Source organism: Streptomyces sp. PA03-5A (genome assembly GCF_033792725.1).
Classification (GTDB): domain Bacteria; phylum Actinomycetota; class Actinomycetes; order Streptomycetales; family Streptomycetaceae; genus Actinacidiphila.
Genome location: NZ_JARAVL010000033.1, coordinates 44,824 through 71,337, shown reverse-complemented (window position 1 = coordinate 71,337; position 26,514 = coordinate 44,824). Strand labels below are relative to the sequence as shown.

Annotated in this window: 27 protein-coding genes; 10 read left to right on the top strand and 17 right to left on the bottom strand. The window is 73.4% G+C overall.

Features of this window, described 5'->3' with window-relative positions; translation table 11 throughout:
* Positions 1-138: 138 nt before the first annotated feature.
* Positions 139-777 (top strand): rhomboid family intramembrane serine protease, encoded by a 639-nt coding sequence (locus PV410_RS33255; protein WP_500329485.1) that lies wholly within the window; start codon positions 139-141, stop codon positions 775-777.
* Positions 778-819: 42 nt separating this feature from the next.
* Positions 820-1,449, top strand: a complete 630-nt coding sequence (locus PV410_RS33250) for a magnetosome magnetite crystal formation protein family (protein WP_500329483.1) — start codon at positions 820-822, stop codon at positions 1,447-1,449.
* A 30-nt stretch (positions 1,450-1,479) separates the two neighbouring features.
* Here PV410_RS33250 and mqnP read toward each other — a convergent pair whose 3' ends face one another.
* Together mqnP and PV410_RS33240 are read right to left on the bottom strand one after the other, a co-directional pair.
* Positions 1,480-2,403, bottom strand: coding sequence for a menaquinone biosynthesis prenyltransferase MqnP (gene mqnP, locus PV410_RS33245; protein WP_500329481.1), 924 nt, complete (start codon positions 2,401-2,403; stop codon positions 1,480-1,482).
* Entirely contained in the window at positions 2,400-3,851 is a 1,452-nt protein-coding gene (locus PV410_RS33240; protein ID WP_500329479.1) for a menaquinone biosynthesis decarboxylase, read from the bottom strand. The genes mqnP and PV410_RS33240 overlap by 4 nt, the downstream gene beginning before the upstream one ends.
* Positions 3,852-3,939: 88 nt before the next feature.
* On the opposite strand from PV410_RS33240, the gene PV410_RS33235 reads away from it, so the two are divergent.
* From PV410_RS33235 to PV410_RS33225, 3 genes are read left to right on the top strand one after another with little or no spacing between them, the layout of a single operon-like run.
* Positions 3,940-4,350 (top strand): PLD nuclease N-terminal domain-containing protein, encoded by a 411-nt coding sequence (locus PV410_RS33235; RefSeq protein WP_500329477.1) that lies wholly within the window; start codon positions 3,940-3,942, stop codon positions 4,348-4,350.
* Between the two features lie 21 nt (positions 4,351-4,371).
* Entirely contained in the window at positions 4,372-4,818 is a 447-nt protein-coding gene (locus PV410_RS33230) for a nucleoside deaminase (RefSeq protein WP_499513315.1), read from the top strand.
* Complete coding sequence (locus PV410_RS33225; RefSeq protein ID WP_500329475.1) at positions 4,815-5,768, top strand: isopenicillin N synthase family dioxygenase; 954 nt, start codon at positions 4,815-4,817, stop codon at positions 5,766-5,768. Before PV410_RS33230 ends, PV410_RS33225 begins: the two co-directional genes overlap by 4 nt.
* A 27-nt stretch (positions 5,769-5,795) precedes the next feature.
* Here PV410_RS33225 and ccsB read toward each other — a convergent pair whose 3' ends face one another.
* From ccsB to hemL, 8 genes are all read right to left on the bottom strand, one after another.
* Positions 5,796-6,878 (bottom strand): c-type cytochrome biogenesis protein CcsB, encoded by a 1,083-nt coding sequence (gene ccsB, locus PV410_RS33220; RefSeq protein ID WP_500329473.1) that lies wholly within the window; start codon positions 6,876-6,878, stop codon positions 5,796-5,798.
* Positions 6,875-8,647 (bottom strand): cytochrome c biogenesis protein ResB, encoded by a 1,773-nt coding sequence (gene resB / locus PV410_RS33215; RefSeq protein WP_500329471.1) that lies wholly within the window; start codon positions 8,645-8,647, stop codon positions 6,875-6,877. The genes ccsB and resB overlap by 4 nt, the downstream gene beginning before the upstream one ends.
* Before the next feature lie 3 nt (positions 8,648-8,650).
* Complete coding sequence (locus tag PV410_RS33210; RefSeq protein ID WP_500329470.1) at positions 8,651-9,409, bottom strand: cytochrome c biogenesis CcdA family protein; 759 nt, start codon at positions 9,407-9,409, stop codon at positions 8,651-8,653.
* 1 nt (position 9,410) lies between these two features.
* Complete coding sequence (locus tag PV410_RS33205) at positions 9,411-10,028, bottom strand: TlpA family protein disulfide reductase (protein ID WP_500329468.1); 618 nt, start codon at positions 10,026-10,028, stop codon at positions 9,411-9,413.
* 87 nt (positions 10,029-10,115) lie between these two features.
* On the bottom strand, positions 10,116-10,688 hold the full coding sequence (locus PV410_RS33200) for a type 1 glutamine amidotransferase domain-containing protein (protein ID WP_500329466.1): 573 nt from the start codon (positions 10,686-10,688) through the stop codon (positions 10,116-10,118).
* Between the two features lie 92 nt (positions 10,689-10,780).
* Complete coding sequence (locus tag PV410_RS33195; RefSeq protein WP_500329464.1) at positions 10,781-12,094, bottom strand: polysaccharide deacetylase family protein; 1,314 nt, start codon at positions 12,092-12,094, stop codon at positions 10,781-10,783.
* A 197-nt stretch (positions 12,095-12,291) separates the two neighbouring features.
* Positions 12,292-12,966, bottom strand: coding sequence for a histidine phosphatase family protein (locus PV410_RS33190; protein ID WP_500329463.1), 675 nt, complete (start codon positions 12,964-12,966; stop codon positions 12,292-12,294).
* Complete coding sequence (gene hemL / locus PV410_RS33185; protein WP_500329462.1) at positions 12,963-14,276, bottom strand: glutamate-1-semialdehyde 2,1-aminomutase; 1,314 nt, start codon at positions 14,274-14,276, stop codon at positions 12,963-12,965. The genes PV410_RS33190 and hemL overlap by 4 nt, the downstream gene beginning before the upstream one ends.
* Positions 14,277-14,382: 106 nt before the next feature.
* On the opposite strand from hemL, the gene PV410_RS33180 reads away from it, so the two are divergent.
* Positions 14,383-14,961, top strand: a complete 579-nt coding sequence (locus tag PV410_RS33180) for a hypothetical protein (RefSeq protein ID WP_499513305.1) — start codon at positions 14,383-14,385, stop codon at positions 14,959-14,961.
* A gap of 32 nt (positions 14,962-14,993) precedes the next feature.
* Here PV410_RS33180 and PV410_RS33175 read toward each other — a convergent pair whose 3' ends face one another.
* Positions 14,994-15,302: a hypothetical protein gene (locus PV410_RS33175; protein WP_500329461.1), complete on the bottom strand. Its 309-nt coding sequence runs from the start codon at positions 15,300-15,302 to the stop codon at positions 14,994-14,996.
* A gap of 426 nt (positions 15,303-15,728) precedes the next feature.
* Here PV410_RS33175 and PV410_RS33170 point away from each other — a divergent pair, with 426 nt between their 5' ends.
* Positions 15,729-16,037 carry a hypothetical protein gene (locus tag PV410_RS33170; RefSeq protein WP_500329460.1) on the top strand — a complete coding sequence of 103 codons (309 nt, stop codon included), beginning with the start codon at positions 15,729-15,731 and terminating at the stop codon, positions 16,035-16,037.
* Positions 16,038-16,049: 12 nt separating this feature from the next.
* On the opposite strand, the gene PV410_RS33165 is transcribed toward PV410_RS33170, so the two are convergent.
* The 3 genes from PV410_RS33165 to PV410_RS33155 form a co-directional block, all read right to left on the bottom strand.
* A complete protein-coding gene (locus PV410_RS33165) occupies positions 16,050-16,865 on the bottom strand; it encodes a hypothetical protein (protein WP_500329540.1) in 816 nt (271 codons plus the stop codon).
* 38 nt (positions 16,866-16,903) lie between these two features.
* Positions 16,904-17,347, bottom strand: coding sequence for a hypothetical protein (locus tag PV410_RS33160; protein ID WP_500329548.1), 444 nt, complete (start codon positions 17,345-17,347; stop codon positions 16,904-16,906).
* Positions 17,348-17,489: 142 nt separating this feature from the next.
* Complete coding sequence (locus PV410_RS33155) at positions 17,490-18,458, bottom strand: AfsR/SARP family transcriptional regulator (protein ID WP_500329459.1); 969 nt, start codon at positions 18,456-18,458, stop codon at positions 17,490-17,492.
* A 523-nt stretch (positions 18,459-18,981) separates the two neighbouring features.
* On the opposite strand from PV410_RS33155, the gene PV410_RS33150 reads away from it, so the two are divergent.
* The 3 genes from PV410_RS33150 (at position 18,982) to PV410_RS33140 (ending at position 20,483) form a co-directional block, all read left to right on the top strand.
* Complete coding sequence (locus PV410_RS33150) at positions 18,982-19,209, top strand: hypothetical protein (protein WP_499513299.1); 228 nt, start codon at positions 18,982-18,984, stop codon at positions 19,207-19,209.
* A gap of 79 nt (positions 19,210-19,288) precedes the next feature.
* Positions 19,289-20,053 (top strand): hypothetical protein, encoded by a 765-nt coding sequence (locus tag PV410_RS33145; RefSeq protein ID WP_500329458.1) that lies wholly within the window; start codon positions 19,289-19,291, stop codon positions 20,051-20,053.
* The gene (locus PV410_RS33140; RefSeq protein ID WP_500329457.1) at positions 20,043-20,483 is read left to right on the top strand and encodes a protein-tyrosine phosphatase family protein; all 441 of its coding nucleotides are present in this window, start codon (positions 20,043-20,045) and stop codon (positions 20,481-20,483) included. The genes PV410_RS33145 and PV410_RS33140 overlap by 11 nt, the downstream gene beginning before the upstream one ends.
* Here PV410_RS33140 and PV410_RS33135 read toward each other — a convergent pair.
* From PV410_RS33135 to PV410_RS33125, 3 genes are read right to left on the bottom strand one after another with little or no spacing between them, the layout of a single operon-like run.
* Positions 20,462-20,752, bottom strand: a complete 291-nt coding sequence (locus PV410_RS33135) for a glutaredoxin domain-containing protein (RefSeq protein WP_500329455.1) — start codon at positions 20,750-20,752, stop codon at positions 20,462-20,464. The two genes, PV410_RS33140 and PV410_RS33135, sit on opposite strands and share 22 nt — an antisense overlap.
* Positions 20,749-22,113 (bottom strand): M1 family metallopeptidase, encoded by a 1,365-nt coding sequence (locus PV410_RS33130; RefSeq protein ID WP_500329454.1) that lies wholly within the window; start codon positions 22,111-22,113, stop codon positions 20,749-20,751. The genes PV410_RS33135 and PV410_RS33130 overlap by 4 nt, the downstream gene beginning before the upstream one ends.
* On the bottom strand, positions 22,110-26,027 hold the full coding sequence (locus tag PV410_RS33125) for a Pls/PosA family non-ribosomal peptide synthetase (RefSeq protein WP_500329453.1): 3,918 nt from the start codon (positions 26,025-26,027) through the stop codon (positions 22,110-22,112). The genes PV410_RS33130 and PV410_RS33125 overlap by 4 nt, the downstream gene beginning before the upstream one ends.
* Positions 26,028-26,514: the final 487 nt, after the last annotated feature.

The window sequence follows — 26,514 nt, the reverse complement described above, 5'->3', positions numbered from 1 at the left end:
TGTGGCACGGCCTCCGCCGGTCCGGCCGGGCGGAACGGACGAGTGGGCGCGGGAACCGCCACGGATGCCGTCGTCGTTGTCTACCGTGAGGGGAGCCTGGCCGGCCAGGCGGACGGTGGACCACCACGAGGGGGGCCTGTGGCGTACGAACCCATCGCCGGCCGTGACGCCGGTGACGCCCGGCGGCGCGTCCGGGGCGACGTCGCTCCGGGAGAGCGGGCGAAGACGGCCGCGGCGATCATGTTCATCTGGGTGGGGCTGCTCTGGCTGATCGAGTGCGTGGACGTGATGACCCATCACGCGCTCGACACCTTCGGGATCGTGCCGCGGCAGATCGGCGAACTGCGCGACATCATCCCCGCCGCGTTCATCCACTTCGGCTTCGACCACGTCGCCGCCAACAGCCTGCCGCTGCTGGTGCTGGGCTTCCTCGCGGCGCTGCGCGGCACGACCCGCCTGCTGAGCGTGGTCTTCGTCATCGTCATGGCGAGCGGCGGCGGGGTCTGGCTGGTGGCGCCGCCGCACACCAACACCGCCGGCGCCTCCGGCGTCGTCTTCGGCCTGTTCGGGTACCTGCTGGTGCGCGGCTTCGTCGACCGGCGCCTCATCGACATCGCGGTCGGGCTGGTCGTCGCGGTGGCGTACGGCTCGATCCTGTGGGGTGTCCTGCCGACCGCGCAGGGGGTCTCCTGGCAGGGCCACCTCTTCGGCCTCCTCGGCGGCGTCGTGGGCGCCTTCCTCTTCCGGGACCGCCCCGCCGACGGGCTGATCAGATGAGGCCGTAGGATCCGGGGACCAAACGACGGGGGGCGGTTCTCCATGACCGATTTCAGCAAGCACGACGACGTACCGCCGCGGGACACGGCGCCGCCCGTGCCACCGCAGCCGGGTCCGGCGCAGGGGCCCCACGCCATGCCGTCACCGCCCCCGCCGTACCCGCCGCCCGCACCGCCGCAGCCCCCGTACGGCTACGGCTACGGCCACGGCCAGGGACCGCTGCCGTTCCCGCCCCCGCCGCTGCGGCCGCCCACCACGCCGGCCATGTGGGCCCACCTGGGCGCGCTGCTCACCGTGGTGGCGGGCAGCAGCATGTGCTGCCTGGGCTGGGCGCTGGCCTGGGTGACCCCGCTGGTCATCCGCTCCAACGAGCGCAACAAGCACGACCCCTTCATCCGGCACCACGCCGCGCAGGGGATCAACTACGGCATCACCGCGGCCATTGCGGGCCTCCTGGGCATCGTCGGCTACGGCGGCGGCCTCGCCTCCGTGGCCGCGTACGACCACGGCGGACCGGTCTGGCTGCCCTTCGTGGGCTTCGGCCTGATGGCCCTGGCCGCGCTGCACCTCCTGACCGGGGTGATCTTCTGCATCATCGGCAGCACCAAGGCCAACGGCGGCCAGTGGTGGAGCTACCCGAAGTTCGTCGCCCTGCCGTTCGTGCGCCGCTGACCCGGCGCGACCGCGCCGGGCGCGGGGGCGTCACACGCCCAGGCCGCGCACCGCGAGGTCGAGCAGGGCGCACAGGAACAGCGCCATCCCGATGAAGCCGTTGACCGTGAAGAACGCCCGGTTGAGCCTGCTGAGGTCGCCGGGCTTCACGATGCTGTGCTCGTAGACGAAGGCACCGCCGACGATCAGCATGCCGACCCACCAGAAGGCCCCGGCGCCGACCGCCAGTCCGTACCAGACGAGCAGCACGGTCGTCACCACGTGGCTCACCCGCGCCCCGTACAGCGCGCCGTCGACGCCGAAGCGGGCCGGCACCGAGCGCACCCCGTGGGCGCGGTCGGCGGCAACGTCCTGGCAGGCGAAGATCAGGTCGAAGCCGCCGATCCACACGCCCACCGCGAGGCCGAGGATCACGGCGTCCCACGACCAGGAGCCGGTGACCGCGAGCCAGGCGCCGATGGGGCCCATGGCCTGGGCGAGGCCGAGGATGGCGTGCGGGTAGTCCGTGAACCGCTTGCCGTACGGGTAGACCACCATCGGGACCACCGCGATCGGCGCCAATGCCAGGCACAGCGGGTTGAGCAGCGCGGCGGCGCCCAGGAAGAACACCACGGCGATCAGCGCGCCGGTCCACGCCGAGCGCACGGACACGGCGCCGGTGACCAGTTCGCGTCCCGCGGTGCGCGGGTTGCGGGCGTCGATCTCGCGGTCGATGATCCGGTTGCACGCCATCGCGAAGGTGCGCAGGCCCACCATGGCGACGGTGATCAGGAAGAGCTGCCACCAGTGGACGGACCGGTCCTGCGCGAACATCGCGCTGAGCGCGGCGATGTAGGCGAAGGGCAGGGCGAAGACCGAGTGCTCGATCATCACCAGCCGCAGGAACGCCCGGACCTTGCCGTCCGGGCGCGGGGAGGGTCCGAAGAGATCCGGGGTCGCGGATTCGGCGCTCACAGGCCGTACTCCTTCCAGCGGCGGTCGACCTTCGCGGCGGTCTCCGGGTCGGAGAGCACCATCTCGGGCCAGCCGCCGTCGCGGGTGTAGCCCTCCTCGGGCAGCTTCCGGGTCGCGTCGATGCCTGCCTTGCCACCCCAGAACTGCTGGTAGGAGGAGTGGTCGAGGTGGTCCACGGGACCTTCGACCACCGACAGGTCGCGGGCGTAGTCGGTGTTGCCCAGCGCCCGCCAGGCGACCTCGTGCAGGTCGTGCACGTCGCAGTCGGCGTCGACCACGACGATCAGCTTGGTCAGCGACATCATGTGGGCGCCCCAGATGGCGTGCATGACCTTCTGGGCGTGCTTCGGGTACTTCTTGTCGATCGAGACGATCGCGCAGTTGTGGAAGCCGCCCGCCTCCGGCAGGTGGTAGTCCACGATGTCCGGCACGATGACCTTCAGCAGCGGGAGGAAGAACCGCTCGGTGGCCCGGCCCAGCGGGCCGTCCTCGGTCGGCGGCCGGCCCACCACGATGGACTGCAGCAGCGGCCGGCGGCGCATCGTCACGCAGTCGATGGTCAGCGCCGGGAAGGGCTCCTGTGGGGTGTAAAAGCCCGTGTGGTCGCCGAACGGCCCCTCGGGCAGCATCTTCCCGGGCTCCAGCCAGCCCTCCAGGACCACCTCCGCCTGGGCGGGCACCTGCAGCGGCACCGTCTTGCAGTCGACCATCTCGATGCGCCTGCCCCCGACGAAGCCGGCGAGGAGGTACTCGTCGATGTCGCCGGGCAGCGGCGCGGTCGAGGCGTACGTCACGGCGGGCGGACAGCCGAACGCGATGGCCACCGGGAGCCGTTCGCCGCGCCGCTGGGCCACCTGGTAGTGGTTGCGGCTGTCCTTGTGGATCTGCCAGTGCATCCCGATGGTGCGGCGGTCGTGCCGCTGCAGCCGGTACAGGCCCAGGTTGCGGACGCCGGTCCCGGGGTCCTTGGTGTGCGTCAGGCCGAGGTTGAAGAAGGAGCCGCCGTCCTCGGGCCAGGTGAACAGGGCCGGCAGCGCGTCCAGGTCGACGTCGTCGCCGGTGAGGACGACCTCCTGGACGGGGGCGTCCTTCACCTTCTTCGGCGGTACGTGCGTCATCCCGGCGAGCTTGCCGAAGGCCTCGCGCACGCCGACGAAACCGTGCGGCAGCTCCGGCTTGAGCAGCCCGCCGATGCGGTCGCCGATGTCGGCGTAGGACTTCAGGCCGAGCGCCTTCAGCAGCCGGCGGTCGGTGCCGTACACGTTCATCGCCAGGGGCATCGAGGAGCCCTTGACGTTCTCGAACAGCAGCGCCGGGCCGCCCGCCTTGTTGACGCGGTCGACGATCTCACCGACCTCCAGGTACGGGTCGACCTCTGCCTTGACGCGCTTGAGGTCCCCCTCCTTCTCCAGGGCCCTCAGCAGCGAGCGAAGATCGTCGTAAGCCATGCGGTCCAGTATCCGGCACGCACTACCCTGGACCCGTCACCGGGGCCCTGCCGCGCCCCGCCGTCGCTGCCTGGGGGGCACTCCCGCGATGATCCGGTACATCCCGTTCCTGCTGGTGCTGGCGTTGTGGATCTACGCCTTCATCGACTGCCTCAACACGCCCGAGGAGCAGGTCCGCGGCCTCCCCAAGGTCGTGTGGGTCATCGTCATCCTGCTCTTCGGCGAGGTGCTGATCGGGCCGATCGCCTGGCTGGTCGCAGGCAAGCACCGCACCGGGCCGGCGGGCGGCAGCACGCCCGCGGAGTGGCACCGCAACCACCGCACGCAGTGGGTCGCCCCGGACGACAACCCGGAGTTCCTGCACTCGCTGCGCGAGGAGAACAAGAAGGACGAGCAACTGCTGAAGAGCTGGGAGGCCGACCTGCGCCGCCGCGAGGAGGAGCTGCGGCAGCGCGAGAACGGCCCCGCCGACGGCCAGGACAACCAGCCCCGCGGCTGATCCTGCGGGACACTGGGCGTCATGGACGACGCGCAGGCGATGCTGGCGACCGCCGTCGCCGAGGCCCGGGCGGGCCTCGCGGAGGGCGGGATCCCCATCGGGGCGGCCCTGTACGCTCCGGACGGCCGCACGGTGCTGGGCCGCGGCCGCAACCGCCGCGTGCAGGACGGAGATCCGTCGATGCACGGCGAGACGGCGGCCTTCCGGGCCGCCGGACGGCAGCGCACCTACCGCGGGACGACGATGGTGACCACCCTGTCGCCGTGCTGGTACTGCAGCGGCCTGGTCCGGCAGTTCGGGATCTCCCGGGTCGTCATCGGCGAGGCCCGCACCTTCCACGGCGGCCACGACTGGCTGGCCGAGCACGGCGTGGAGATCGTCCTGCTGGACGACCCGGAGTGCGTGGCCCTGATGACGGAGTTCGTCGCGGCCCGCCCCGAGCTGTGGAACGAGGACATCGGCGCATGATCCCCACCATCGACCTCGGGCCCTGGCTCACCGGCGACGCCGCCACCCGCGCGCGCGTCGCCGCCACCGTCGACGAGGCGCTGTGCTCGGCCGGCTTCCTGCTGGTCACCGGGCACGGCGTCGAGCCGGGACTGCGCGCGGCGATCCGGGAGGCCGCCCGCGGCTTCTTCCGGCTGCCGGCCGCCGTCAAGGAGCCGTACGCGGTACGGGTCGGGGGCCGCGGCTGGCTGGGCCCGGGCGCGGAGGCCAACGGCTACGCGGAGGGCACGGCCACCCCGCCGGACCTGAAGGAGTCCTGGTCGTTCGCCGCCGAGGAGCCGACCGGTGACCCGGCGGTGGACGCCGAGTGGTTCCTGCCGAACCTCTGGCCGGCCGAGACGCCGCGGCTGCGACCGCTGGTGGACGCGTACGTGAGGCACATGCGCGGTCTCTCCGACCACCTGCTGGAGCTGCTGGCCGCCGCCCTGGGCGGGCCCGGGGACCTCTTCACCCGGCACACCCGCCACCCCACCTGGGGTTTCAACATCAACTGGTACCCGGGCACCGAGGTGGTCGGAGCGCCCGAGCCGGGCCAGTTCAGGATCGGCCCGCACACCGACTTCGGCACGGTCACCGTGCTCGACCGCCAGCGGGGCAAGGGCGGCCTCCAGGTGCACACCGACGAGGACGGCTGGCAGGACGCCCCCTGGGAGCCGGACTCCTTCACCGTCAACATCGGCGACCTGATGGCCCGCTGGACCGGCGACCGCTGGCGTTCCGGGCGGCACCGCGTGCTGCCCCCGCCGGCCGACGCCCCGGCGGAGGAGCTGATGTCGCTGGTGTGGTTCTACGAGTGCGACCCCGGCACCCGCGTCACGCCCCTGCCCGCGCCCGTCGGCAGGCACGCGTACGAGCCCGTGGACTCGCACGCGTACCTGCGGGCGAAGCTGGACGCCATCGGCCTGGGCTGAACCCCGGCCGGGGCCGGACGCCGGGGCTCAGACGCCGGCGTAGGAGTGCTTGCCGGTGATGAAGATGTTCACGCCGTAGTAGTTGAACAGGAAGCAGGCGAAGGCGAGCAGCGCCAGGTAGGCGGCCTTGCGGCCCTTCCAGCCGGCGGTGGCGCGGGCGTGCAGGTAGGCCGCGTAGACCACCCAGGTGATGAAGGACCAGGTCTCCTTGGGGTCCCAGCCCCAGTAGCGGCCCCAGGCCGCCTCGGCCCAGATCGCGCCGGCGATGATCGTGAACGTCCACAGCGGGAAGACCATGGCGTTCACGCGGTACGCGAACTTGTCCAGGCTCGCGGCCGACGGCAGGCGGTACATGATGTTCGCCCAGGTGCCCTCGGAGGTGCCGGAGGCCGCGAGGCCGGTCTCGTAGCGGTCGCGGAAGAGGTAGAGCGCGTTCGCCACCGCGCCCAGGTAGAGCACCGCGCCGGAGATGATGGCGCAGGAGACGTGGATCCACAGCCAGTAGGAGTGCAGCGCCGGGACCAGCTGGTCGCTGTCGGTGTAGAGGACCGAGACGGCGAGGCCGAGGTCGAGCAGGACCGTGGTGGTCAGGAAGAGCCCGATCCAGCGGACCTTCTTGCCCAGCAGGAGCAGCACCAGGTAGGCGGTGACCGCCGTGGCGCCGAAGGTCGTGGAGAACTCGTACATGTTGCCCCAGGGGGCGCGCTGCACCGAGAAGGCGCGCGCCGCCACGGCGGCCACGTGCAGCGCCCAGGCCAGCACGGTCAGGGACACCGCGATGCGGCCGTAGAGGTCGCCCTGCTCGGTGTCGCCGGCCGCGCCGGGGCCGTCGGCGAAGCCGCGGTCACTGGCGGAGGCCCGGGTGACGACCTCGGGGCGCGCCAGGGTGGCGGTGCCGCCGCCCTGCTTCACGGTCACGGTGACCGCGGGCGCGGACCCGGCGGCGCCGGGGGCGAGCGCGGCGGAGGTCTTGGCGACCTTGCTGCGGCTGCCGAAGACCCACTCCGCGATGTAGGCGAGGAAGGCCAGCGTGTAGACCGCCATCGCCGAGTAGATCAGGTAGTTGCTGAGGTGGGCGACGTTCTCGTTGACCGCGGCAGCGATGGTCACGCGCGCGCTCCTTCGTCATCGGGCAGGGGTTCTTCTGAGGGTTCGGGGTCCGCTTCGGGCAGCGGCGGGGCCGTGGCCGTGAGGTCGGCGGCGAGCTCACCGAGCTCGTCGGCGATCCGCGCCGACTCGCTGCGGCCGAGCCCGGCCAGCTCGACGACGGTGGCACCGTCCGCGCCGCGCACCGCCCGCACCCAGACCCGGCGGCGCTGGATGAACAGCGATCCGGCCAGGCCGAGGATGGCGGCGACGGCGCTCACCAGCGCCCAGCCGTTGCCGACCTGGTGGGAGACCTGGAAGGTGGCCCAGGTCTTGACGCCGTCGAAGGTGAGCGAGCCGTCGCCGTCGGGCAGCGCGAGCGTCTCCCCCGGCTTCATCGCCTTGCTCACGATCTGGCCGTCGGCGTCCTTGAACTGCTTCATCTTGTCGGTGTCGAGCTGGTACACGTTCTGCGGCAGGCCGGCGTCCACGCCCAGGTCGCCGTGGTAGGCGGTGAGGATCAGCGCCGGGTAGTCCAGGGCCGGGAAGGACGAGTGCGGGCCCTGCTGCGCGTTCAGCGCGAAGGTCGGGGTGAACAGGCCCTGGAAGCCGTACTGGGTCTTCTTGTCGGCGTGGTCGCGGACGTCCATCGCCTTGATCACGCCGACCGAGGTCTGGTTGCCGTCCTGCGGCAGGAACGGCACCGGGCCCTGGAAGACGACGTTGCCCTGACCGTCCTTGACGGTGACGACGGGCGCGTAGCCGTGGCCGATCAGGTAGACCTTGGAGCTGCCCACCTCCAGCGGCTTGTTGACCTCGATCGCGGACTTCGTCTGCTTGCCGCCCGGGCTCGTCCAGTAGCGGATGTTGGCGCGGAAGGTGCGCGGCGTGCCCTTCTGCGGGCCGCTGCGCGCGTACGAGGCGTTGAAGCCGTCCAGCTTGAAGCCGAAGGTGTCCAGGTCGTCGGCGTCGTAGAAGGTGCCCGGCTTGAAGTCGTCGTACTGGGTGAGCGTGTTGTTGAAGCCGTCGCCCTCGACGATCAGTTTGCCGCCCTCGGCCTTGAACAGCCCGCCCACCGCGAAGGAGATCAGCAGCCCGAACAGGGCGATGTGGAACATCAGGTTGCCGGCCTCGCGCAGGAAGCCCTTCTCCGACGCGACCGCCGTACCGGTGACCTGGGTGCGGAAGCGGCGGCCGCGGAGCGCGCGCCGGGCGGCGGCGAGCACCGCGTCCGGCTCGGCCTCGGTGCGCCAGGTCGCGTACGCCGGGAGCCGGGTGAGGTTGCGCGGGGCGGCCGGCGGCTTGGCGCGCAGCTGGCCGACGAACTGCCAGCTGCGCGGGACGATGCAGCCGGCGAGCGAGACGAACAGCAGGATGTAGATCGCCGAGAACCACACCGAGCTGTAGACGTTGAACAGCCCGAGCTTCTCGTAGAGCGGCGCCAGGGTGGTGTGGGCGTCCTTGAAGGCCTGCGCCTTGATCTCGTCGACGCTGGTCTGCGGCACCAGCGAACCGGGGACGGCGGCCAGCGACAGCAGGAAGAGCAGGATCAGCGCCACCCGCATCGAGGTGAGCTGGCGCCAGATCCAGCGCGTCCAGCCCCACACCTCCCGCCCGGTCCAGGCGAGTCCGCCGGCCGTACCCGGCCCGCGGACGCCGCCGAAGGAACCGGGCACGACCTGGCCGAGGTCCTCGACGGGCGCGGTCGACAGCTGTGCGCCGGCCGCGCCGAGGTCGGCACCGGCGCCCGCCGCCGCGTCGGGGGGTGCCCCCGCGGTGTCTTTCGAGCTCATGGATCAGATCCCTGGAGTGAAGCCGGACGACCAGATCTGCATCTGGTAGACGATGTGGTCCCACACGCCGGTGACGAGCAGCAGGCCGACAGCGACGAGCATGCCACCGCCGAGGCGCATCACCCACACATAGTGGCGCTTGACCCAGCCGAAGGCGCCGAGCGCACGGCGGAAGGCGATGGCGGCCAGTATGAACGGCAGGCCGAGGCCGAGGCAGTAGACGGCGGTGAGCAGCGCCCCGCGGCCGGCACTGGCCTCGTTGAAGGCGAGGAAGTTGACGGCGCTCAGCGTCGGTCCCAGGCACGGCGTCCAGCCGATGCCGAAGAGCACGCCGAGCAGCGGCGCCCCCGCCAGGCCCATCGCGGGCTTGCGGTGGAAGCGGAGCTCGCGCTGGGTGATGCCGCCGACCACCCCCATGAAGGCGAGCCCCAGGACGATGGTGAGCGCGCCGAGCACCCTGGTGATGACCGTCTTGTGCACCAGCAGCGTCGTGCCGAAGTTGCCGAACAGCGCGCCGCCGGAGACGAAGACCGCGGTGAAGCCGAGGACGAACAGCGACGCGCCCACGAACATCCGGCCGCGCCGGGCCTCGGCCAGGTCGGTGCCGGTGACGCCGGTCACGTACGACAGGTAACCGGGGACGAGCGGCAGCACGCACGGCGAGAAGAACGAGACCAGGCCGCCGAGGAGCGCGACCGGCACGGCGGCGAGCAGGGCGCCGTTCACCACGGTCTGGTTGGCACCGGCGGCGATTACGCTCACGTCACTTCTCCGCGATCACCGGGTCGAGGACCTCGTGCAGTTCGTCGGCGCTGAGCTCCTTCAGCGCGCGCACCGCGATCTTCCCCTGACGGTCGATGATCAGCGTGGAGGGAATGGCCTGCGGGTTGACGCTGCCCTTGGGGAAGCGCAGCACCAGGTCCCCGGACGGGTCGTAGAAGCTCGGGAAGGGGATGGCGAATTCCTTCTCGAAGGCCTTGGCCTGTGCGGTCTGCAGGTCCCGGGTGTTGATGCCGATGAACTGCACGCCCTGCGCCTCGGTCTCCTTGGCCACCTTGGCCAGGTGCGGCGCCTCGGCCCGGCAGGGCGGGCACCACGAGCCCCAGATGTTGAGGACGACGACCTTGCCCTTGTGGTCGGCGAGGCTGAGCGGGGCTCCTTCGACGGACTTCCCGCTCAGCTCCGGCGCTGCCACCCGGTGGCCCGGCTTGACCGTGGAGATCTCACCGGTGCCGCCGACGTAGTTCGTTCCGGGGCCGGTGCCGTCGGAGGACGCGGTGGAGGTCGAGCAGGCCGTGACGGCCAGCGCGAACGCGGCTGCTCCGGCCAGTGCCGCGGCACCGCGGAGCGGACGGCGTCGGAGGGCGCGCGTAGGACTCATGTGAAAAGTTTCGCATGAGGCCGGGAGCGATCTCGCGCACCCCCGACAGCTTTGCCGAAAGCGGCAAATGCCCCAAGTAAGCGACGGTTAATCGCGGCTCCGCGTCTGGTGCGCGAACTCGTCCACCAGGGCGTCCTGGAAGGCCTTGAGGTCGCCGGGCCTGCGGCTGGTGACCAGGACGTTGGGGCCGTCGCAGTCGACCACGACCTCCTGGTCGATCCAGGTGCCGCCGGCGTTGGTGACGTCGGTGCACACGCTGGGCCAGGAGGTGAGGGTACGTCCGTGCACGACACCGGCCTCCACCAGCAGCCACGGCGCGTGGCAGATCGCCGCGACGGGGCGGCCCTCGGTGAAGAAGTCCCTGGTGAAGCCGACGGCATCCGGGTCGAGCCGCAGGAGGTCGGGGTTGGCGACGCCGCCGGGGAGGACCAGTGCGTCGAAGTCCGCGGCGACCACCTCCCCGAGCGTGTCGTCGACGGGGAAGGTACCGGCCCGGTCGAGGTGCTCGAAGGCCTGCACGCGGCCGTGGCGGGTGGAGACCAGCCGGGGCGTCCCGCCCGCCTCGCGGACGGCCTCCCAGGGGCCGGTGAGTTCGGTCTGCTCGACGCCCTCCGGCGCCACCAGGAACGCGATCTTCCTCCCCTGCAGGGACGCGCGCATGGCCTCCGACCTCCTCGGCTCGGTCCTCCGGGGACGTTCCCGTTCACCGGCTCGCCTGCCCGCCGCCCCCAGGACGAAACGGGTGGAACCGTCTAGGAGGGGGAGGAAGAGGAGGAGGGCGTGGTGGACGGCGTGGTGGAGGGGGACACGGAGGAACGTTCCTGCGCGAGGAACCGGCGCCAGCCGCCCGCGGGGCGCTGCCCCGGGCCGAGGGTGCGCAGTTTCGCCAGCACCGCCGGGTCCTGCGCGTCCAGCCAGTCCACGAACTGGCGGAACGACACCAGGCGCACATCCCCGTGGTCGGCCATCCGCCGCAGCGCGTCCTCGACGGCGTCCATGTATATCCCGCCGTTCCACTGTTCGAAGTGGTTGCCGATGAACAGCGGCGCGCGGTTGGTCTCGTACGCCCGGCGGAAGCCCCCGAGGTAGGCGTCGCGGGCCTGCCGTCGCCAGGCCGGGTAGTGAGCGGGGTTGCCGCGCGTGGAGTTCACCGACTGGTTGGCCAGCATGTTGTAGTCCATCGACAGCACCTCGAAGGAGCGGCCGGGGAAGGGCACCGCCTGCAGCGGCAGGTCCCACAGCCCGTGGCTCTTGCCCGGCCACACCTGCAGGCCGCCCGGCCCGCTGGCGTCGTACCGCCAGCCCAGGCGGGCGGCGGTGGGCAGCAGCGAGCGCTGGCCCAGCAGGCAGGGCGTACGGCCGCCGATCAGCTCCTTGCGGTAGTCGAAGGGCAGCGGGGGCAGGTCGGTGAAACCGGTGTGGGTGCGCCAGTTCTCCACGAAGCCGACGGCCTGTTCGATCTCGCTGCGCCAGTCGGCCGGGCTCCAGCGGCCCACCGAGCCCGCTCCCGCGCAGAAGTGGCCGTTGAAGTGCGTGCCGATCTCATGGCCCTCGAGCCAGGCCAGCCGCAACTGCTCGAGGGTGGCGCGGACGTGGGCGTCGGTGAGGTAGCCGATGTCGGAGGCGCCGACGGGATTGCGCGGCGGCTTGTAGAGCCTCTTCTTCGACTCGGGGAGCAGGTAGACGCCGGAGAGGAAGAAGGTCATCGCCGCCCCGTGCTCGCCTGCGAGCTTGCGGAACCGTTCGAAGAGCCCGTTGTCCAGCTCGCCCGCCCCGTCCCAGGAGAAGATCACGAACTGCGGTGGCGTCTGCCCGGGTTCCAGGCGCTCCACGGCGGGCTGATGGGGCTGCGGCCCGGTGTCGGCCGTCGAGCCGTCGCCGATCGTCCGCACCGACGGGGACGGGGAGGGCCGCCCCTGCGGGCCGCCGGCGGACGGGGTGGGCGACGCCGACGGCCCCTCGCCGACGCGCCGGCCGCCGGGGCCCTCCCCGGCGCAGCCCGCCAGCCCGGCGGCGGCCGCTCCGGCCGCCAGGCCCAGTACCCCTCGTCGGCTGATCTCCCGCATTCCGCGCCCCAATCCCCGTGCGTCGCCCCTGCTCACCGCCCTAGATGCCGTACGTGTACGGCAGGTTCCTTCGCGGGGTGCACGAATTCGCCGGGCGGGGCACCGTATCGGGCCACGCGGCGGCGGCCGTCACGGGGTGTACCGGAGGGCGCCGGTCCGCGTGACCGGTGCCCTCCGGAACCGGCGGGAGGCGGTCGTCAGGCGCCGAAGCCCTTGCTGCCGCCCTTGACCGGCTTCGCCCCGGCCAGCAGATGCGCCGGGACCAGGTCGCGGGCGGGCTCGGTGTAGCCGACGGAGACGATCCGGTCGTCCTCGAACGTGAAGGACGTCAGGCTCGCCAGGGTGCACTGCCGCTTGCGCGGGTCGTGCCACAGGCGCCGCTGCTCCACGGCGCTGCGCACGATCCAGATCGGCAGCTGGTGGCTGACGCACACCGCCTCGTGGCCGCGGGCCGCGTCCCGGGCCGCCTCCAGCGCGGCCGTCATGCGGACGACCTGGTCCGCGTACGGCTCGCCCCAGCTCGGCCGGAACGGGTTGACCAGGTGCTTCCAGTTGGCGGGGCGCTTGAGCGCGCCGTCGCCGACGCCGAAGGTCTTGCCCTGGAAGACGTTGTCCGCCTCGATCAGCCGCCCGTCGCTCGCGACGTCCAGACCGAGGACGGCGCCGATCGGCGCCGCGGTCTCCTGGGCGCGCTCCAGGGGGGACGCGACGACGTGGGTGATGTCACGGCCCGCGAGGTGCTCGGCGACCCGGTCGGCCATCTTCCGGCCCAGGTCGGACAGGTGGTAGCCGGGCAGGCGCCCGTAGAGCACGCCGGTGGGGTTCTCCACCTCGCCGTGCCGCATCAGGTGGACGACTGTGATCTCGCTCATGCGGTGGCCTCCGCTGCGGCGCGGGCGGCGGCCGGCAGGGCGGCCGCGATCCGCTCGATGGCGGCGCCGTCGTGCGCCGACGACACGAACCAGGACTCGAAGGCCGAGGGCGGCAGGTACACGCCCTGGGCGAGCATCGCGTGGAAGAAGGCCGTGAAGCGGAACGCCTCCTGCTGCCTGGCCTCGTCGTAGTTCGTCACCCGGTCACCGGTGAAGAACACCGAGAACATGTTCCCCGCGGTCTGCAGGGTGTGCGTCACACCCTCCTTGGAGAGCGCGGCGGTCACCAGGCCCGACACCTCGGCGGCGACGGAGTCCACCACCTCGTACACCGCGTCGTCCAGCAACCGCAGCTGGGCCAGGCCCGCGGCGGTGGCCACCGGGTTACCGGAAAGCGTGCCCGCCTGGTAGACCGGGCCCGCGGGCGCGAGGTGCGCCATCACGTCGGCACGGCCGCCGAAGGCCGCGGCGGGGAAGCCGCCGCCCATCACCTTGCCGAAGGTCATCAGGTCGGGACGGACGCCGTCGATGCCGTACCAGCCGGACCTCGACACACGGAAGCCGGTCATGACCTCGTCGGAGACGTACAGCGCGCCGTTCTCACGGCAGAGGTCCGCCAGGCCCTGGTTGAAGCCCTCGGCCGGGGGCACGACGCCCATGTTGCCGGGCGACGCCTCGGTGATCACGCAGGCGATCTCACCGGGGTGGGCGGCGAACGCGGCCCGTACGGCCCCCAGGTCGTTGTAGGGGAGCACGATCGTGTCCCCGGCCTGCGCGCCCGTCACCCCGGGGGTGTCGGGCAACCCGAAAGTGGCAACCCCGGAACCCGCGGCGGCCAGCAGGGCGTCCACATGACCGTGGTAACATCCCGCGAACTTGATCACCTTGGCCCGGCCCGTGAACCCGCGTGCCAGCCGGATCGCCGACATCGTGGCCTCGGTGCCGGAGGAGACCAGCCGCACCTGCTCCACCGGCGCGACACGCGCCACGATCTCCTCGGCCAGTTCCACCTCGCCCTCACCGGGCGTGCCGAAGGACGTACCCCGCGCAACCGCCGCCTGCACGGCGGCGATCACCTCGGGGTGGGCGTGGCCGAGGATCATCGGCCCCCACGAGCAGACGAGGTCGACGTATTCGCGACCATCCGCGTCCTTCAGGTAAGGACCCGTTCCGGACACCATGAACCGGGGCGTACCGCCCACGGCACGAAAGGCACGTACCGGGCTGTTCACCCCACCAGGGGTCACGGCGGCTGCTCGATCGAACAAGGTCTGAGAAACTGGCGCTTCGTAGGCGTACGGATAGCTCACAAGCACATGCTCTCAAATGCCGGGCGTTGCGCGACGAGGTATCGACCGTGCATCTGAGACGATGATCGGGTTGCGTGGTTGGGTCTGCGGATGGTCGGGTAGTGGAATGCAGCGCGGTGGCGAACGCGGTGACGTGGGCGGCGGGGCGGACGACCCCGACGCGGAGCACGCCCGCCCCACCGGTCGGCGCCGCCGGCCGCCGAAAGAGCGCGACAGGGCCGTTGAGAAAAGCGGGAGCAGGGGTGGCCGAGTGGGGGTGACCTACAAGTACTTCGGCGCACCCGATGGTGCAACCGCCGCGCGGGTCCCCATCTCGATGCGACCCGAGGAACTCGGCGGCGACGAGCTGGGCCAGGGGATGTACACCAAGGTCAAGCCGGAGACCATGGCCGCCATGGTGCTGACCGGCATCGAGGGCATACCCCCGGCCAAGGTCCCGCCGCTGGAACTCGTCGTGCTCCACCCCGACTACGCCGTCGTCAAGCTGCCCCACTCCGTCGTCGAGCCGTTGCGCAAGGCCGATGAGGAGGCCCTCGGCGCCGCCGCCTTCATCTGGTCCACCGTCCCCGACCGCCGCGGGCCGCGGGACGCGTTCGTGATCTACACGATGCTGCACGAGTGGCAGGACTTCGCCCAGCGCTGTCACGAGAGCGGGCACCAGCTCTACTGCCTGGTGTGGCCGTGACGGGCGCCGGGCGGGTGCGGATTCACTGACGGTTACAGCACCACCACGACGACGCCGTTGTCGTAGCCGTAACCTCCGTAGCCGTAGCCTCCGTAGCCTCCATAACCGCCGTAGCCGTGGCCGTAGCCACAGTCGTCGTCGAAGTGATGGCCGTAACGCCATCCGTAACCCCAGTCGCCGTAGCCCCGGCAGCCGTCCCCGTGGGTGACGACGGACTGGTGCGAGGCGGGGGCAGCCTGTTGCGGCGCGGCGCCGGCCGCGCCGGCTCCGACGAGGGCGAGGATCGGGGCCGCGAGTGCCGCTGCGGCGACCCGGCGGATGGTCGTGCTCGTGACGCGCATGGTCGTTCCCTTCGAGATGCGGAACGTAGGCGCCGGCCGTGGGGGACCGGGCGCGGGTCGCACCGGCCGGTGCGCGTGGCACGGGTGCGACGGGGGGTGCGTCCGGGTCTCAGGTGCGGACGCACCATCACAGACGTGAAATGTCGGACGGGATGCGGCTCATAGGAGCATCCCCTGACATGAACCTTAAGTTCCATTACTCCCCGCAGTCAATACATAGGGTGAAATCCCCTAATTTCGGACTCGATTCATGCGGTGGGAACTTCTCCGGTCACGAAGGGTGACGAAATCGGTGACGGCCCGTCGTCCGCCGGTCACACGAGGCGCCCGTACAACCGGGGTTGATCGGGGCGGATCGGGCATCAACCCGGTACGCGGGGCGGTTCGCCGCCCTCCCCTGTGCCCTTCGCGCGGACGGAGACGAGCATGAGCGAGACCCACGAGATGCGGCTGGCGGAGACGAGGAGCTCCGGCGCCGAGGAGTGGTACTGCCCGGTCTGCCGGCGGCGGATCCTGCTGCGGTGGCCGCCCCACTACGAAGCCCTAATCCTCGAACGCGGTGACGAGAGCGTCGCGCACGCGGGCGGCAAGGGCGGGGTGTCGCTCACCGGCACCGAACTCACCGGCCCCCCGCAGCCGTTGGCCGGGCTGCCCGGTCCTCCGGGCCCGGAGGACCGGCGCTGGCTGCGGGAGATCGGTGTCGAGTGGGACGAGGACACGGACTCGGCCGCGTGACGCGGTGGCACGTCACACGGTGAGCACGAGCCCGTCCACCGTGGCCGCCAGCGCGCTGGGACGGTGCCCGCCGGGTTCGCGCAGGCTCACCGCGATCCCCAGACGGTGGGTGCCCGGCGGCAGGCCGGGCAGCGACAGCCGTACGACCGGATCGCCGGCCCGCAGCACGCCCCGGTCGTCCGCCAGCACGCGACGGCCCGCGCCGCCCGGGCTCGCGGTGACGGCCGCGTAGTACGCGAAGCACGCCCCGGGACCGCTGGCCGGGGGCAGGGCCAGCGTGACGTCCAGCGTGAACGGCACCCCCGGCCGTACGGCGCCGCCCGCGACCGCCAGCAGCGGCTCGGCCAGCAGCGTGACCGGCGGGGCGACTCCGGCACGGGGATCGCCGTCGCCCCCGGTCGCGGTTCCGGCCCCGGTCCCGGTCGCCCGTCCGGGTCCGGGGACGGGATCGGGAACGGAACCAGTACCGGGACCGGGACCTGGACCTGGACCGGCCGGGCGGCCCAGGACGCAGGCGAGCAGCGCTCCGGCGTCCCACTCCGGCCAGTGCCGGGTCTCCCCGGTGCGCACCCTGCGGATCTCCGTCGCCCGGATCCGCCCCCGGTCCAGCCGCACCCGCAGCACGAAGCTCTCGTACCCGGCGTCCGCCGGCTCCGCCTCCGGCGCCGGCCCCGGCGGCGGGACCGCCGAGGCCAGCTCCGCGGCGTCCTTGCGCCACTGCTCGACCCGGACCGCGGAGACCACGCGCAGGTCGCGCACCGCGGCGATCACCTCGTCCGTGGACGCGGCCGACAGCTCGGCGTACGTACGGATCCCGGCGGCGGCCAGCAGGCGCGCGGTGGTCGCACCGACGCCGTCGATCCGGGTCAGCTCGTCCTCGTTCGCGGCCCCTCGACGACCTCGATCACCGGCAGCGTGGTGAAGGCGCCCATGCCCCGGGCACCGGGGAACTGGACCATCGCCGAGACCTGGTAGAGCCCGGGCCGCAGCGTTCCGGCCGGGAGGACGACGTCGGTGTCGGCGCCGCTGTACACCGTCTTCGCGGGCGCCGGACGTGTGACCAGGCGCCCGTCCACCAAGCGCGTGACGTCGCTGGTGCCGGAGAGCGAGGCGAAGGCGTAGGTCACCCTGAAGGGCGTGTCGTGGAGCAACGGCAGCGTGAGGCCACCGACCTCGAAGGTCACGCTGACGGTGATCGGCAGGGACGCGGTGAGGACCAGGCCGGAGGGGACGGCGTCGTTGTCCGTCACCAGGATGTCGCGGGTGTCGATGCCGAGGACGGGGTTGTTCAGGTCGGGCTGTGCGGGCATGTTCTCTCCCCTGCGAGGTGGGCGCCGGCGCGGCGGCGGGTCGCTGCCGCGCTCGGCGTCCGTTCTTCCGCACCGCGCTTAACCGGCCGCCGTGCCGTCGCTTAACCCGGCGGCCGCGACGCGATAAGCGCGGGCGCGCCGCTCACACCGGCAGGTCGTCGCGCAGCCGTTGGTGGAGCTCGACGGTCTCGCGCTGCGGCGGCACGCCGAGTTCCTCGCGCAGCGTCCGCACGCAGGCCCGGAACTGGAGGATGGCCAGATGCGGTTGGCCGATCCGGCTCAGGCAGCGCATCAGCCGCCGGTGCGCGGTCTCCCGGCACGGGTCCAACGCGACCAGGCGGCGGCAGAGTTCGGCGCACGGGGCGTAGCGGCCCGCGGTGAAGTGCAGTTCGCTCAGCCGGGCGAGGGCGTCGAGGTGGGCCAGCCGCAGCCGCTCCCGGTGCAGGACGGTCCACTCCTCGTACGGCGACTCGGCGAGGAACTCGCCCCGGTAGAGGGCGAGCGCCCGCTCGTACTCCTCGGCCGCGCCGGTGCGGTCGCCCCGGTCCTCCGCCTCCCGGGCGGTGCGCAGCAGCAGGTCGAACTCGTCGCAGTCCAGCCAGAGGCCGAGCCCGGGACCCAGCCGGTAGGCACCGCAGCGGAAGACGACCACGGGTTCGCCGGTCGCGGTACCCAGCGTCTGGCGCAGTTGGTGCATCGCGACGCCGAGGCTGTTGCGCGCCGCCCCGGGGGCCGAGTCCGGCCAGAAGGCGTCCATGAGCGTCTCCCGGTGCGGCCAGGGGTCTCGGTGGGTGAGCAGGAAGGCGAGCAGGGAACGGGTGCGGTGGCCGTGCCAGCCCTCGGCCGGAACAACCGTCGACGCTGACGCTGAGCGAGCCGAGCAGGCCCACCGCCAGCAGCGGCGCGGCGGGACGGTCCGGTGGCTGTTCCGGTGCGCGCGGGCCGCGGCGGAAGCGGGCCCACAGCCGGGCGCCGCCGGCGTCGCCACCGGACGGGACCGGGCCGGCGGGAGCGGAAGGGCCGGCGGGAGCGGCGGCGCCGGAAGGGCCGGCCTGCCGGAACCAGCCGTCCGCGGCCTCCCGGTCACCGGCGAGCAGCGCCAGCCGGCCATGCTGCCACTGCGCGGCGCGCAACAGCGCGGGCAGCCCCGCCGAGGCCGCCACAATCGCGGCGGTACGTGCGTGGACCGCCGCGGTCGCGAGGTCCCCCGCGTCCGCGGCGGCGTCGCTCGCGCCGAGCAGTTCCCCGCACAGCCGCTCGGGCGGCACTCCGGGCAGTGGCGGCTGCGGTGCGGGCGGCTGACGGTGGCTCGGCATGACGCTTCCCCCTGAGGCTCCTGCCTGGCGCCCCACACTCAAGGACGCCGGTCCCGGCCTGTCAATCGGCGCCCGGGGCACCGGCGGGCCCGGCGGGGCCCACAGTGACGCCGGCGACGGCCGGTGGCCGCCGGGACGCCGCCGCGCCGGTCCGCGCACGCCCTCCCGCCCGCGCCGGTCGTACGACGGGCCGAGCCCCGGGCCCGCCGGCTGCGGTACGTCCCGCCCCGCGCGGGGCTGCGATCGCCGCGCGGGCGGAGCCCGGACATACTGGACTACCGGCACCAAGAAGGGCATGACCGACCCGGAGGCACCACGATGCCCGTGTACGAGATGCGCGCCGAGTACGACACCGAGGACGGCGGCCCGGCCGACGGAAGCCCGCTGAGGGCGTGGCACATGGTGGAGGACGGCGCCGCGACGGGGCTGTGCGGGCGGGAGCTCTCCCCCGCCGCGGCCGTGCAGGCGGAGGACGTATGGGGAACGCCGGCGGCGCAGCCCTTCTGCCACAGTTGTGGCGCGCTGTATCTGCGTCATACCGCTTGAGGCGGCGGAGCATAGCCGCTCGAACGCTTGTCCCGCATGCGGAACCCCGAAATTCCGGAGCGGGTGGAATCATGTGCGGATGCTGCTCACCGAGATCGACGCCGTCAATTGGAATGCCATTCCCACGCCGCGGCCGCGCCCTCGGACCGCCGACGCCCGGGACGGGGCGCGGGCCGAACGGCCCGACCCCGCGGCCGGGCTGAGGGCACTGGCCGCGGCCCGCGACCTCGAGGGGGTCGCCTCCGCCGTGGCGGCCCTGACCAGCAGTTCCCTGCTGCGCGGACGCACCGGCGAGGTGCTCCCCGGCGCCGTGGTCGCGGCCCCCTTTCTGCTGGACATCGCCGAGCAGGGCCATCCGCACGCACGGGAGTCGGCGGTCGTCCTCCTCGACGGCGCGATGCGGTCCGCGCCGCTCGCCGATTTCAGCCGCTTCCGCACGCCGGCCGGACATGACGCCCCGTTGTGCTGCGCGATAGCCGAACTCGTCCGCGCCCGCCGGGATTCCCTGGCGGAATGCGGGAGGTCCGGGAAATACCTCCTCAAAGCGAGCGACGCCCATTGGCGCTTCGACATCCGTGAGGCCTCGGGCGCGTCGGGCGCGTCGGGCGAGATCGTCGCCCTCGGCATCCTGCAGGGCGGGCTGCCCGCGCCGTCCTCCGGCGGCGAACTCCACCACGACGGCTCGGTGACCGCGGTCGGCGCCGTGGGCGTCGAGTGCCCTCCCGTGGACGCCACCGCTGAGGCGTGCCTGCGCCTGTCCGGCCTGGCGGCGGACGCCGCGGACGGCGGCGAGCTGGCCGGCGCCGTGCTCTACCCGGCGGCGTGCGGCGGCCATGGGCGCTGAGCCCGCCGCCGGCTGGGAGCCGGGCGCCCCGGGGGTACTGCGGCTGCCGTCGGGGCGGCTGGTGCGTGGACGGGGGCTGCGGCACCCGCTGCCGGCCGGTCCCGTCCCCGTGTTCGGGCTGTACCTGCTGGGCCACGAACCCCCGGCGGTGGCCTGGGAGAGCCGCTGGGTGCGCTGGCCGGACTTCCGGCTGCCCGCGGACCGTGCGGACGCCGCCCAGGCGCTGCGCGCGGCGTGGCAGCGTGCTGCGGACGAGCGGGTGGAGGTCGCCTGCGGTGGCGGGCTCGGCCGTACGGGGACGGCCCTGGCGTGCCTGGCGGTGCTGGACGGGGTGCCGTCCGGTGAGGCCGTCGCCTACGTCCGGGAGCACTACACCCGGCGCGCGGTGGAGACGCCCTGGCAGCGCCGCTACGTGTCGCGGTTCGCCTGAAGGTGCGGGGCGTACGCCCTGACCGCCTCCTTGAGCTGCCGCAGCGAGGGGTTGACCAGGGGCCGCCCCGCCACGGTGACGGTCGGCACGGTCTCGTTCCCGTCCGCCACAGAGCGCACGAAGGCGGCGGCGTCCGGATCGCGCCAGATGTCGACCGTGGTGTGGCGCAACCGCGTGAACAGCAGTTGCGCCCGCAGTTTCCTGCAGAACGGGCAGCCCGGCCGCCGGTGGACGACGATCCCGCCCCCGTCCGTGTGCGCGCCACTCATGCTCCCCCGCTCGGCAGGCGTGGCAGCCGCGTCCCGTGCAGCCACGGGTGGAAGACCAGCGCCTCCAGCGGCCGGTCGGTGTGCTCCTGGGCCAGGGCGGTGAACTGCCCGGTGGTCACGGTGCCATGGCGGTGGGCGGCGGCCCAGGCCCGCAGCAGCCGGAAGAACGCCGGGTCCCCCATGACCGTGCGCAGCGCGTGCAGGGTGAGGGCGCCGCGCTTGTACACCCGGTCGTCGAACATGTTCCGGGCACCGGGGTCGGCCAGCCGCAGGTCCTGGGGCTGGGCGGCGAGCCTGGCGTGGGCGCGGGCCGCGTTGCGGGCGGCGGGCGCCTCGCCGCAGGACTCGGCCCACAGCCATTCGGCGTACGCGGCGAAGCCCTCGTTGAGCCAGATGTGCCGCCAGTCGGCGAGGGCGAGGCTGTTGCCGAACCACTGGTGGGCGAGCTCGTGGGCGACGAGGCGTTCGGAGCCGCGGCGGCCGTCCAGGTGGTTGCTGCCGAAGACGGACAGCCCGTGCGCCTCGACCGGGACCTCCAGCTCCTCGTCGGTCACGACGACCGCGTACTCGCCGAAGGGGTAGGGCCCGAAGAGCTCGCTGAACACCTCCATCATCCGCGGCTGGCGCCCGAAGTCGTGGTCGAAGTCGGCGGTCAGGCGCGGCGGGACGGCGGCCGGCTGGGGTACGGCACCGCCGAGGTGGTCGATGAGCTCGTACAGGCCGATCTGCACGGTCGCCAGGTACGGCGGCATCGGCCGCGGCTGGTCGTACACCCAGGTCGTCGTGGAGGCGCCGACCCGGTACGACTCCAGGCTGCCGTTGGCGACGACCGTGTACGGCGAGGGCGCGGTCACCGTGATCCGGTAACCCGCCCGGTCGCCGAGGTGGTCGTTGCAGGGGAACCAGGAGGGCGCGCCGATCGGCTGGCTGGCGACGAGCGCGCCGTCCTCCAGCTGCTCCCAGCCCAGCTCCCCCCAGTCGCGGGAGCGGACGGGCCTCGGGTTGCCGACGTAGCGGACCTCGACCGCGAACGGGCCCTCGGGCAGCGCCTTCGCGGGCTTGATGCGGAGCTTCCCCGCGCGGTGCGTGTAGCGGGCGGGGCGCCCGTCGACGAGGACCCGGTCCAGACGGAAGGCTCCGAGGTCGAGGCTGAACGCGGAAAGGGCCCGGTCCGCCAGCGCGGAGATCCGGGCCCGGCCCGAGAGGCGGTTGGCCGCCGGGCGGTACTCCAGTTCCAGGTCGTAGTGGGTGACCCGGTAGCCGCCGTTGCCGTGCTCGGGGAAGTAGGTGTCCGCGGACACCTCCGCCCCGGGCGTGGCGGGGACGGCGGCCCCGCCACGCACGCGCTTGCCGTTGCTCACCCTGTGCGGGCCCCCTCTGTGTGCCAGGCGGAGATCGGGTTGCCGAGCCAGCGGGTGCCCTCGGGCACGCTCTCGCCCCGCATGACGAGCGAGGCGGGACCGATCGCGCTCCGGGCCCCGACCGTGGCCCCGGGCAGCACGATGCCGTGCGGGCCGAGGCTCGCGCCCTCCCCGAGTACGACCTCGTCCATCCGCAGGATCCGATCGTGGAACAAGTGTGTCTGTACCACGCAGCCGCGGCCGACGGTCGCGCCGTCCCCGACCCGGACCAGGTCCGCCTCCGGCAGCCAGTACGTCTCGCACCATACGCCGCGTCCGATCCGCGCCCCCAGGCACCTCAGCCACAGGTTCATCAGCGGGGTGCCGCCGACCGCGCCGACGAGCCACGGCACGGCCAGCACCTCGACGAAGGTGTCGGCCAGTTCGTTGCGCCACACGAACGAGCTCCACAGCGGCCGTTCGCCCGTCCGCACCCGTCCGACCAGCAGCCACTTCATCACCACGGCCACCGCGCAGGCGACCGCACCGGCGCCCGCGAGCAGCGCACCGCCGGCGGCGAGCGCCACGGGCGCCCCGTACCGGTCGGCCACCGCCGCGTACCCGGCGAGCACCAGCACCACCAGCGCGACCGCGCACATCACGGGGACGACCCGGCACAGCTCGACGGCCGCGCGGGCCAGCACGAGCCGCCGGGGCGGCGCGAAGGTGCGGCTGCGGTCGCCCGCCTCGGGGACGCGCGGCAGCCGCATCGGCGGCATGCCCAGGTAGGAACTGCCCGCCTTGGCCCCCTTGGGCGTCGCCGAGAGCACGCCGACCAGGCCGTTCTTCGGCACCGAGCGGCCGGGGGCGGTCATGCCGGAGTTCCCGAGGAAGGCCTTCTTGCCGATCCGGGCCTCCGCGATGCGCATCAGGCCGCCGCCGAGCTCGTAACTGCCCACCATGGTGTCGTCGGCGAGGAAGGCCCCGTCGCCGACGGTGGTCATCGTCGGCAGCGCCAGCACGGTGGACGCCTCGACGTGGCGGCCGACCTTCATGCCGAGCGCCCGCAGCCACACCGGCGTCAGCAGGCTGGCGTAGAGCGGGAACAGGTGCGCGCGGGCCCGGTCCATGAGCCGGGCCGTCGTCCACGCCTGCCAGGCGACACGGCCGTGCACGGGGTGGTGGCCCTCGCGCAGCCCGACGCCCAGCAGCCGCACCCCGGCCAGCACCAGCAGCGCGTACGTCAGCAGCCAGGCGAGCGTGGCCAGGGGCACGGCCGCGACCGCGGCGGGCAGCGGCGCGGCGCCGGCGCCGCGCAGGAACCGGGCCAGCACCAGCAGGGCGGGCAGCGCCGACACCGCGGGCAGCAGGTCCAGGGCGAAGGCGGTCGCCTCGTACGCCGCCGACCAGCGCAGCCGTCGCGGCGGGCGGGAGTCGGAGCTGCGGTGCGGGGCCTTGCCGGTGCGGACGGCGGGCACACCGCCCCAGCGCTGTCCGGCCCGGACGGCGCCCACGACCGCGGAACCGGGGGCGATCTCGGCGCGCTTGCCGATCCGGGCGCCGGGCAGCAGGGTGCTGCGGGAGCCGACCGTGGCGCCCGCGCCGACGCGGATCTTGCCGATGTGCAGCAGGTCGCGGTCGAGCCAGTGCCCGGACAGGTCGACCTCGGGCTCCACGGCGCTGCCCTTGCCGAGCTTGAGCATGCCGGTGACCGGCGGCGGGGAGTGCAGGTCGGCGCCGTCGCCGACCTTGGCGCCCAGCGCGCGGGCGTAGTGGCTCAGCCAGGCACCGGTGAGGTTGCCGGCGCCGCTGACCTGCGCGAGGCGTTCGGCGGCCCACAGACGCAGGTGCACCGCCCCGCCGCGCGGGTAGGTGCCCGGGCGCACCCCGCGCAGCAGCAGCCGGGCGCCGCCCGCGGAGACGGCGACCCGTCCGGCGGGGCTGATGAGCAGCGCCCAGCCGGCCAGCACCCACCACCAGGAGACGGCCGGGACCCACGGGAACGGGCCGAGGAGGCGCAGCGCGTTGCCGATCGCGGCCGCCACGACGCCCCAGCGCAGTCCGGCCAGGACGAACAGCGGGAGCATCAGCGCCAGCTGGACCGCCGCGGCGCGCCTGGGCACCGGCCGTACGGGGCGCGCGGCGGCCCGGCGGGCGTCGGCCTCGTCCAGGCGCGCGGCGAGCGCCCCGAGGGTGGGGTGCTGGTAGACGTCGCCGACCGCGGCCGCGGGGTAGCGGGTGCGCAGCTGCGAGACGAGGCGGGCGGCGGTCAGGCTGCCGCCGCCGAGCGCGAAGAAGTCGGCGTCCGGCCCGGTCACCGGCGCGCCGAGGAGCTCGCCCCACAGGCCGGCGAGCAGCCCCTCGGTGCCGCCCAGTTCCGCAGCGGGCGCGTCGAGCCCGGGCAGCGGCCAGGGCAGCGCGTCCCGGTCGACCTTGCCCGAGGTCCGGGTGGGCAGGGTGTCCACGACGGCGAGCAGCGGGACGAGGGCGGCCGGCAGCGCCTCGCGGAGCCGGGCGAGCGCGTCGGCCTGGTCGAAGTCACCGGTCACCGCGACGTAGCCGACCAGGATCTGGTTGCCGCCCTTGGTGGTGCGGACGGCGGCGGCCGCGCCGGCGACGGCGGGCAGCGCCTGCAGCGCGGCGTCGATCTCGCCCAGTTCGATGCGGCGCCCGCCGAGCTTGACCTGCTCGTCGGCGCGGCCGACGAAGACCAGGCCCTCCGCGTCCGCGCGGACCAGGTCGCCGCTGCGGTAGGCGCGGTCCCAGCCGAGGGCGGGCAGCGGCGCGTACTTCTCGGTGTCCTTGGCGGGGTCCAGGTAGCGGGCGAGGCCGACCCCGCCGATGACCAGCTCGCCGGTCGCGCCCATGGGCAGCGGTTCGCCGTGGGCATCCACGACGGCCAGCTCCCAGCCGTCCAGGGGCAGTCCGATGCGGACCGGGCCCTCGCCGGTGAGCTGGGCGGCGCAGGCGACGACGGTGGCCTCGGTGGGGCCGTAGGTGTTCCACACCTCACGCCCCTCGACGGCCATCCGTTCGGCCAGTTCCGGCGGGCAGGCCTCGCCACCGAAGATCAGCAGGCGGACGTCGTCCAGCGCCTCGACGGGCCACAGCGCGGCCAGGGTGGGCACGGTGGAGACGACCGTGATCCCCTGCTCGACGAGCCAGGGGCCGAGGTCCAGCCCGGTGCGGACGAGGGAGCGCGGCGCGGGCACCAGGCAGGCGCCGTGCCGCCACGCCAGCCACATCTCCTCGCAGGAGGCGTCGAAGGCCACCGAGAGCCCGGCCAGCACCCGGTCGCCGGGTCCCAGCGGCTCCTCGGCGAGGAAGAGCCGGGCCTCGGCGTCCACGAACGCGGCGGCCGAACGGTGGGTGACGGCGACGCCCTTGGGCTTGCCGGTGGAACCGGAGGTGAAGATGATCCACGCGTCGTCGTCCGGCCCGGGATGGCGGCCGACGGTGCCGCGGGGCTCGGCGCACGGGGTGACCGTGAGGTGCTCGCCGATGACGGCGCACACCTCCGCCTCGGAGAAGACCAGCCGGGCGCGTTCCTCGGGGTCCTCGGCATCGACCGGCACATAGGCGGCGCCCGCGGAGAGCACGGCGAGGACCGCCACGTACAGGTCGGCGGTGCCCGAGGGCACCCGTACGCCCACCCGGTCGCCGGCGCCGATGCCGGCCTCCGCCAGGCGGCGGCGCAGGCGCTCGGTCGCGACGGCCAGGGCCCGGTAGCTCAGCGTCGTGGTGCCGTCGTCGACGGCGGGTGCGGTGGGGTGCGCCCGGGCGGTGGCGGCCAGGACCCCGAGCAGGGTGCGCCCGGGGGCTGCGTCGCCGGCCCGGAAGACCGCCCGTGCGGGGCACAGGACGCCGGAGGTGCCGGCGACACCGGCGGGCGCGGGGTCCTCGAGGAGCGGGATGGGCGATTCGACGAGGGTCATACGGTGCTCCCCGGCTCGGCCGAGCCGGGGGTCGGTGGCGCCGCCGCGGACGCGCCGGGCACCTTGTTCCGGTCGCTCACGGCCAGAGACAGACGCATGTCAAACCCTCCAAGAACTCAGGACCACTGCGGCGCCGGTGCCCCTCGACCGGCCGGCCGGGGACCACGGTGTCCCGGCGCGCGGGACCGTCCCCGCGACTGGCGCACGCCCGGCGTCCCCGTACCGCGGCCGTCCGGACCGGACGGCCCGTGGCCTGGGGCCCCTCACCCGGCGTCACAAATGGCGAACAGGGAGTTTACCCGCGCTTAATCCCCACAGCCCGCCGAAAGGGGCGTACGTGGCCGCTCTCACAGTCGTGCCGGGCCCGGCGGGGCGTCGCCGCCACCTCCTTCCCACGGCCGATCCGACAATCCCCATGCCGTGCACCGGCCCTCGCCCGGCGGTCGGGCCGGGGCACGTACGCCGCCCGTGGCGTCCCCGGCCGATG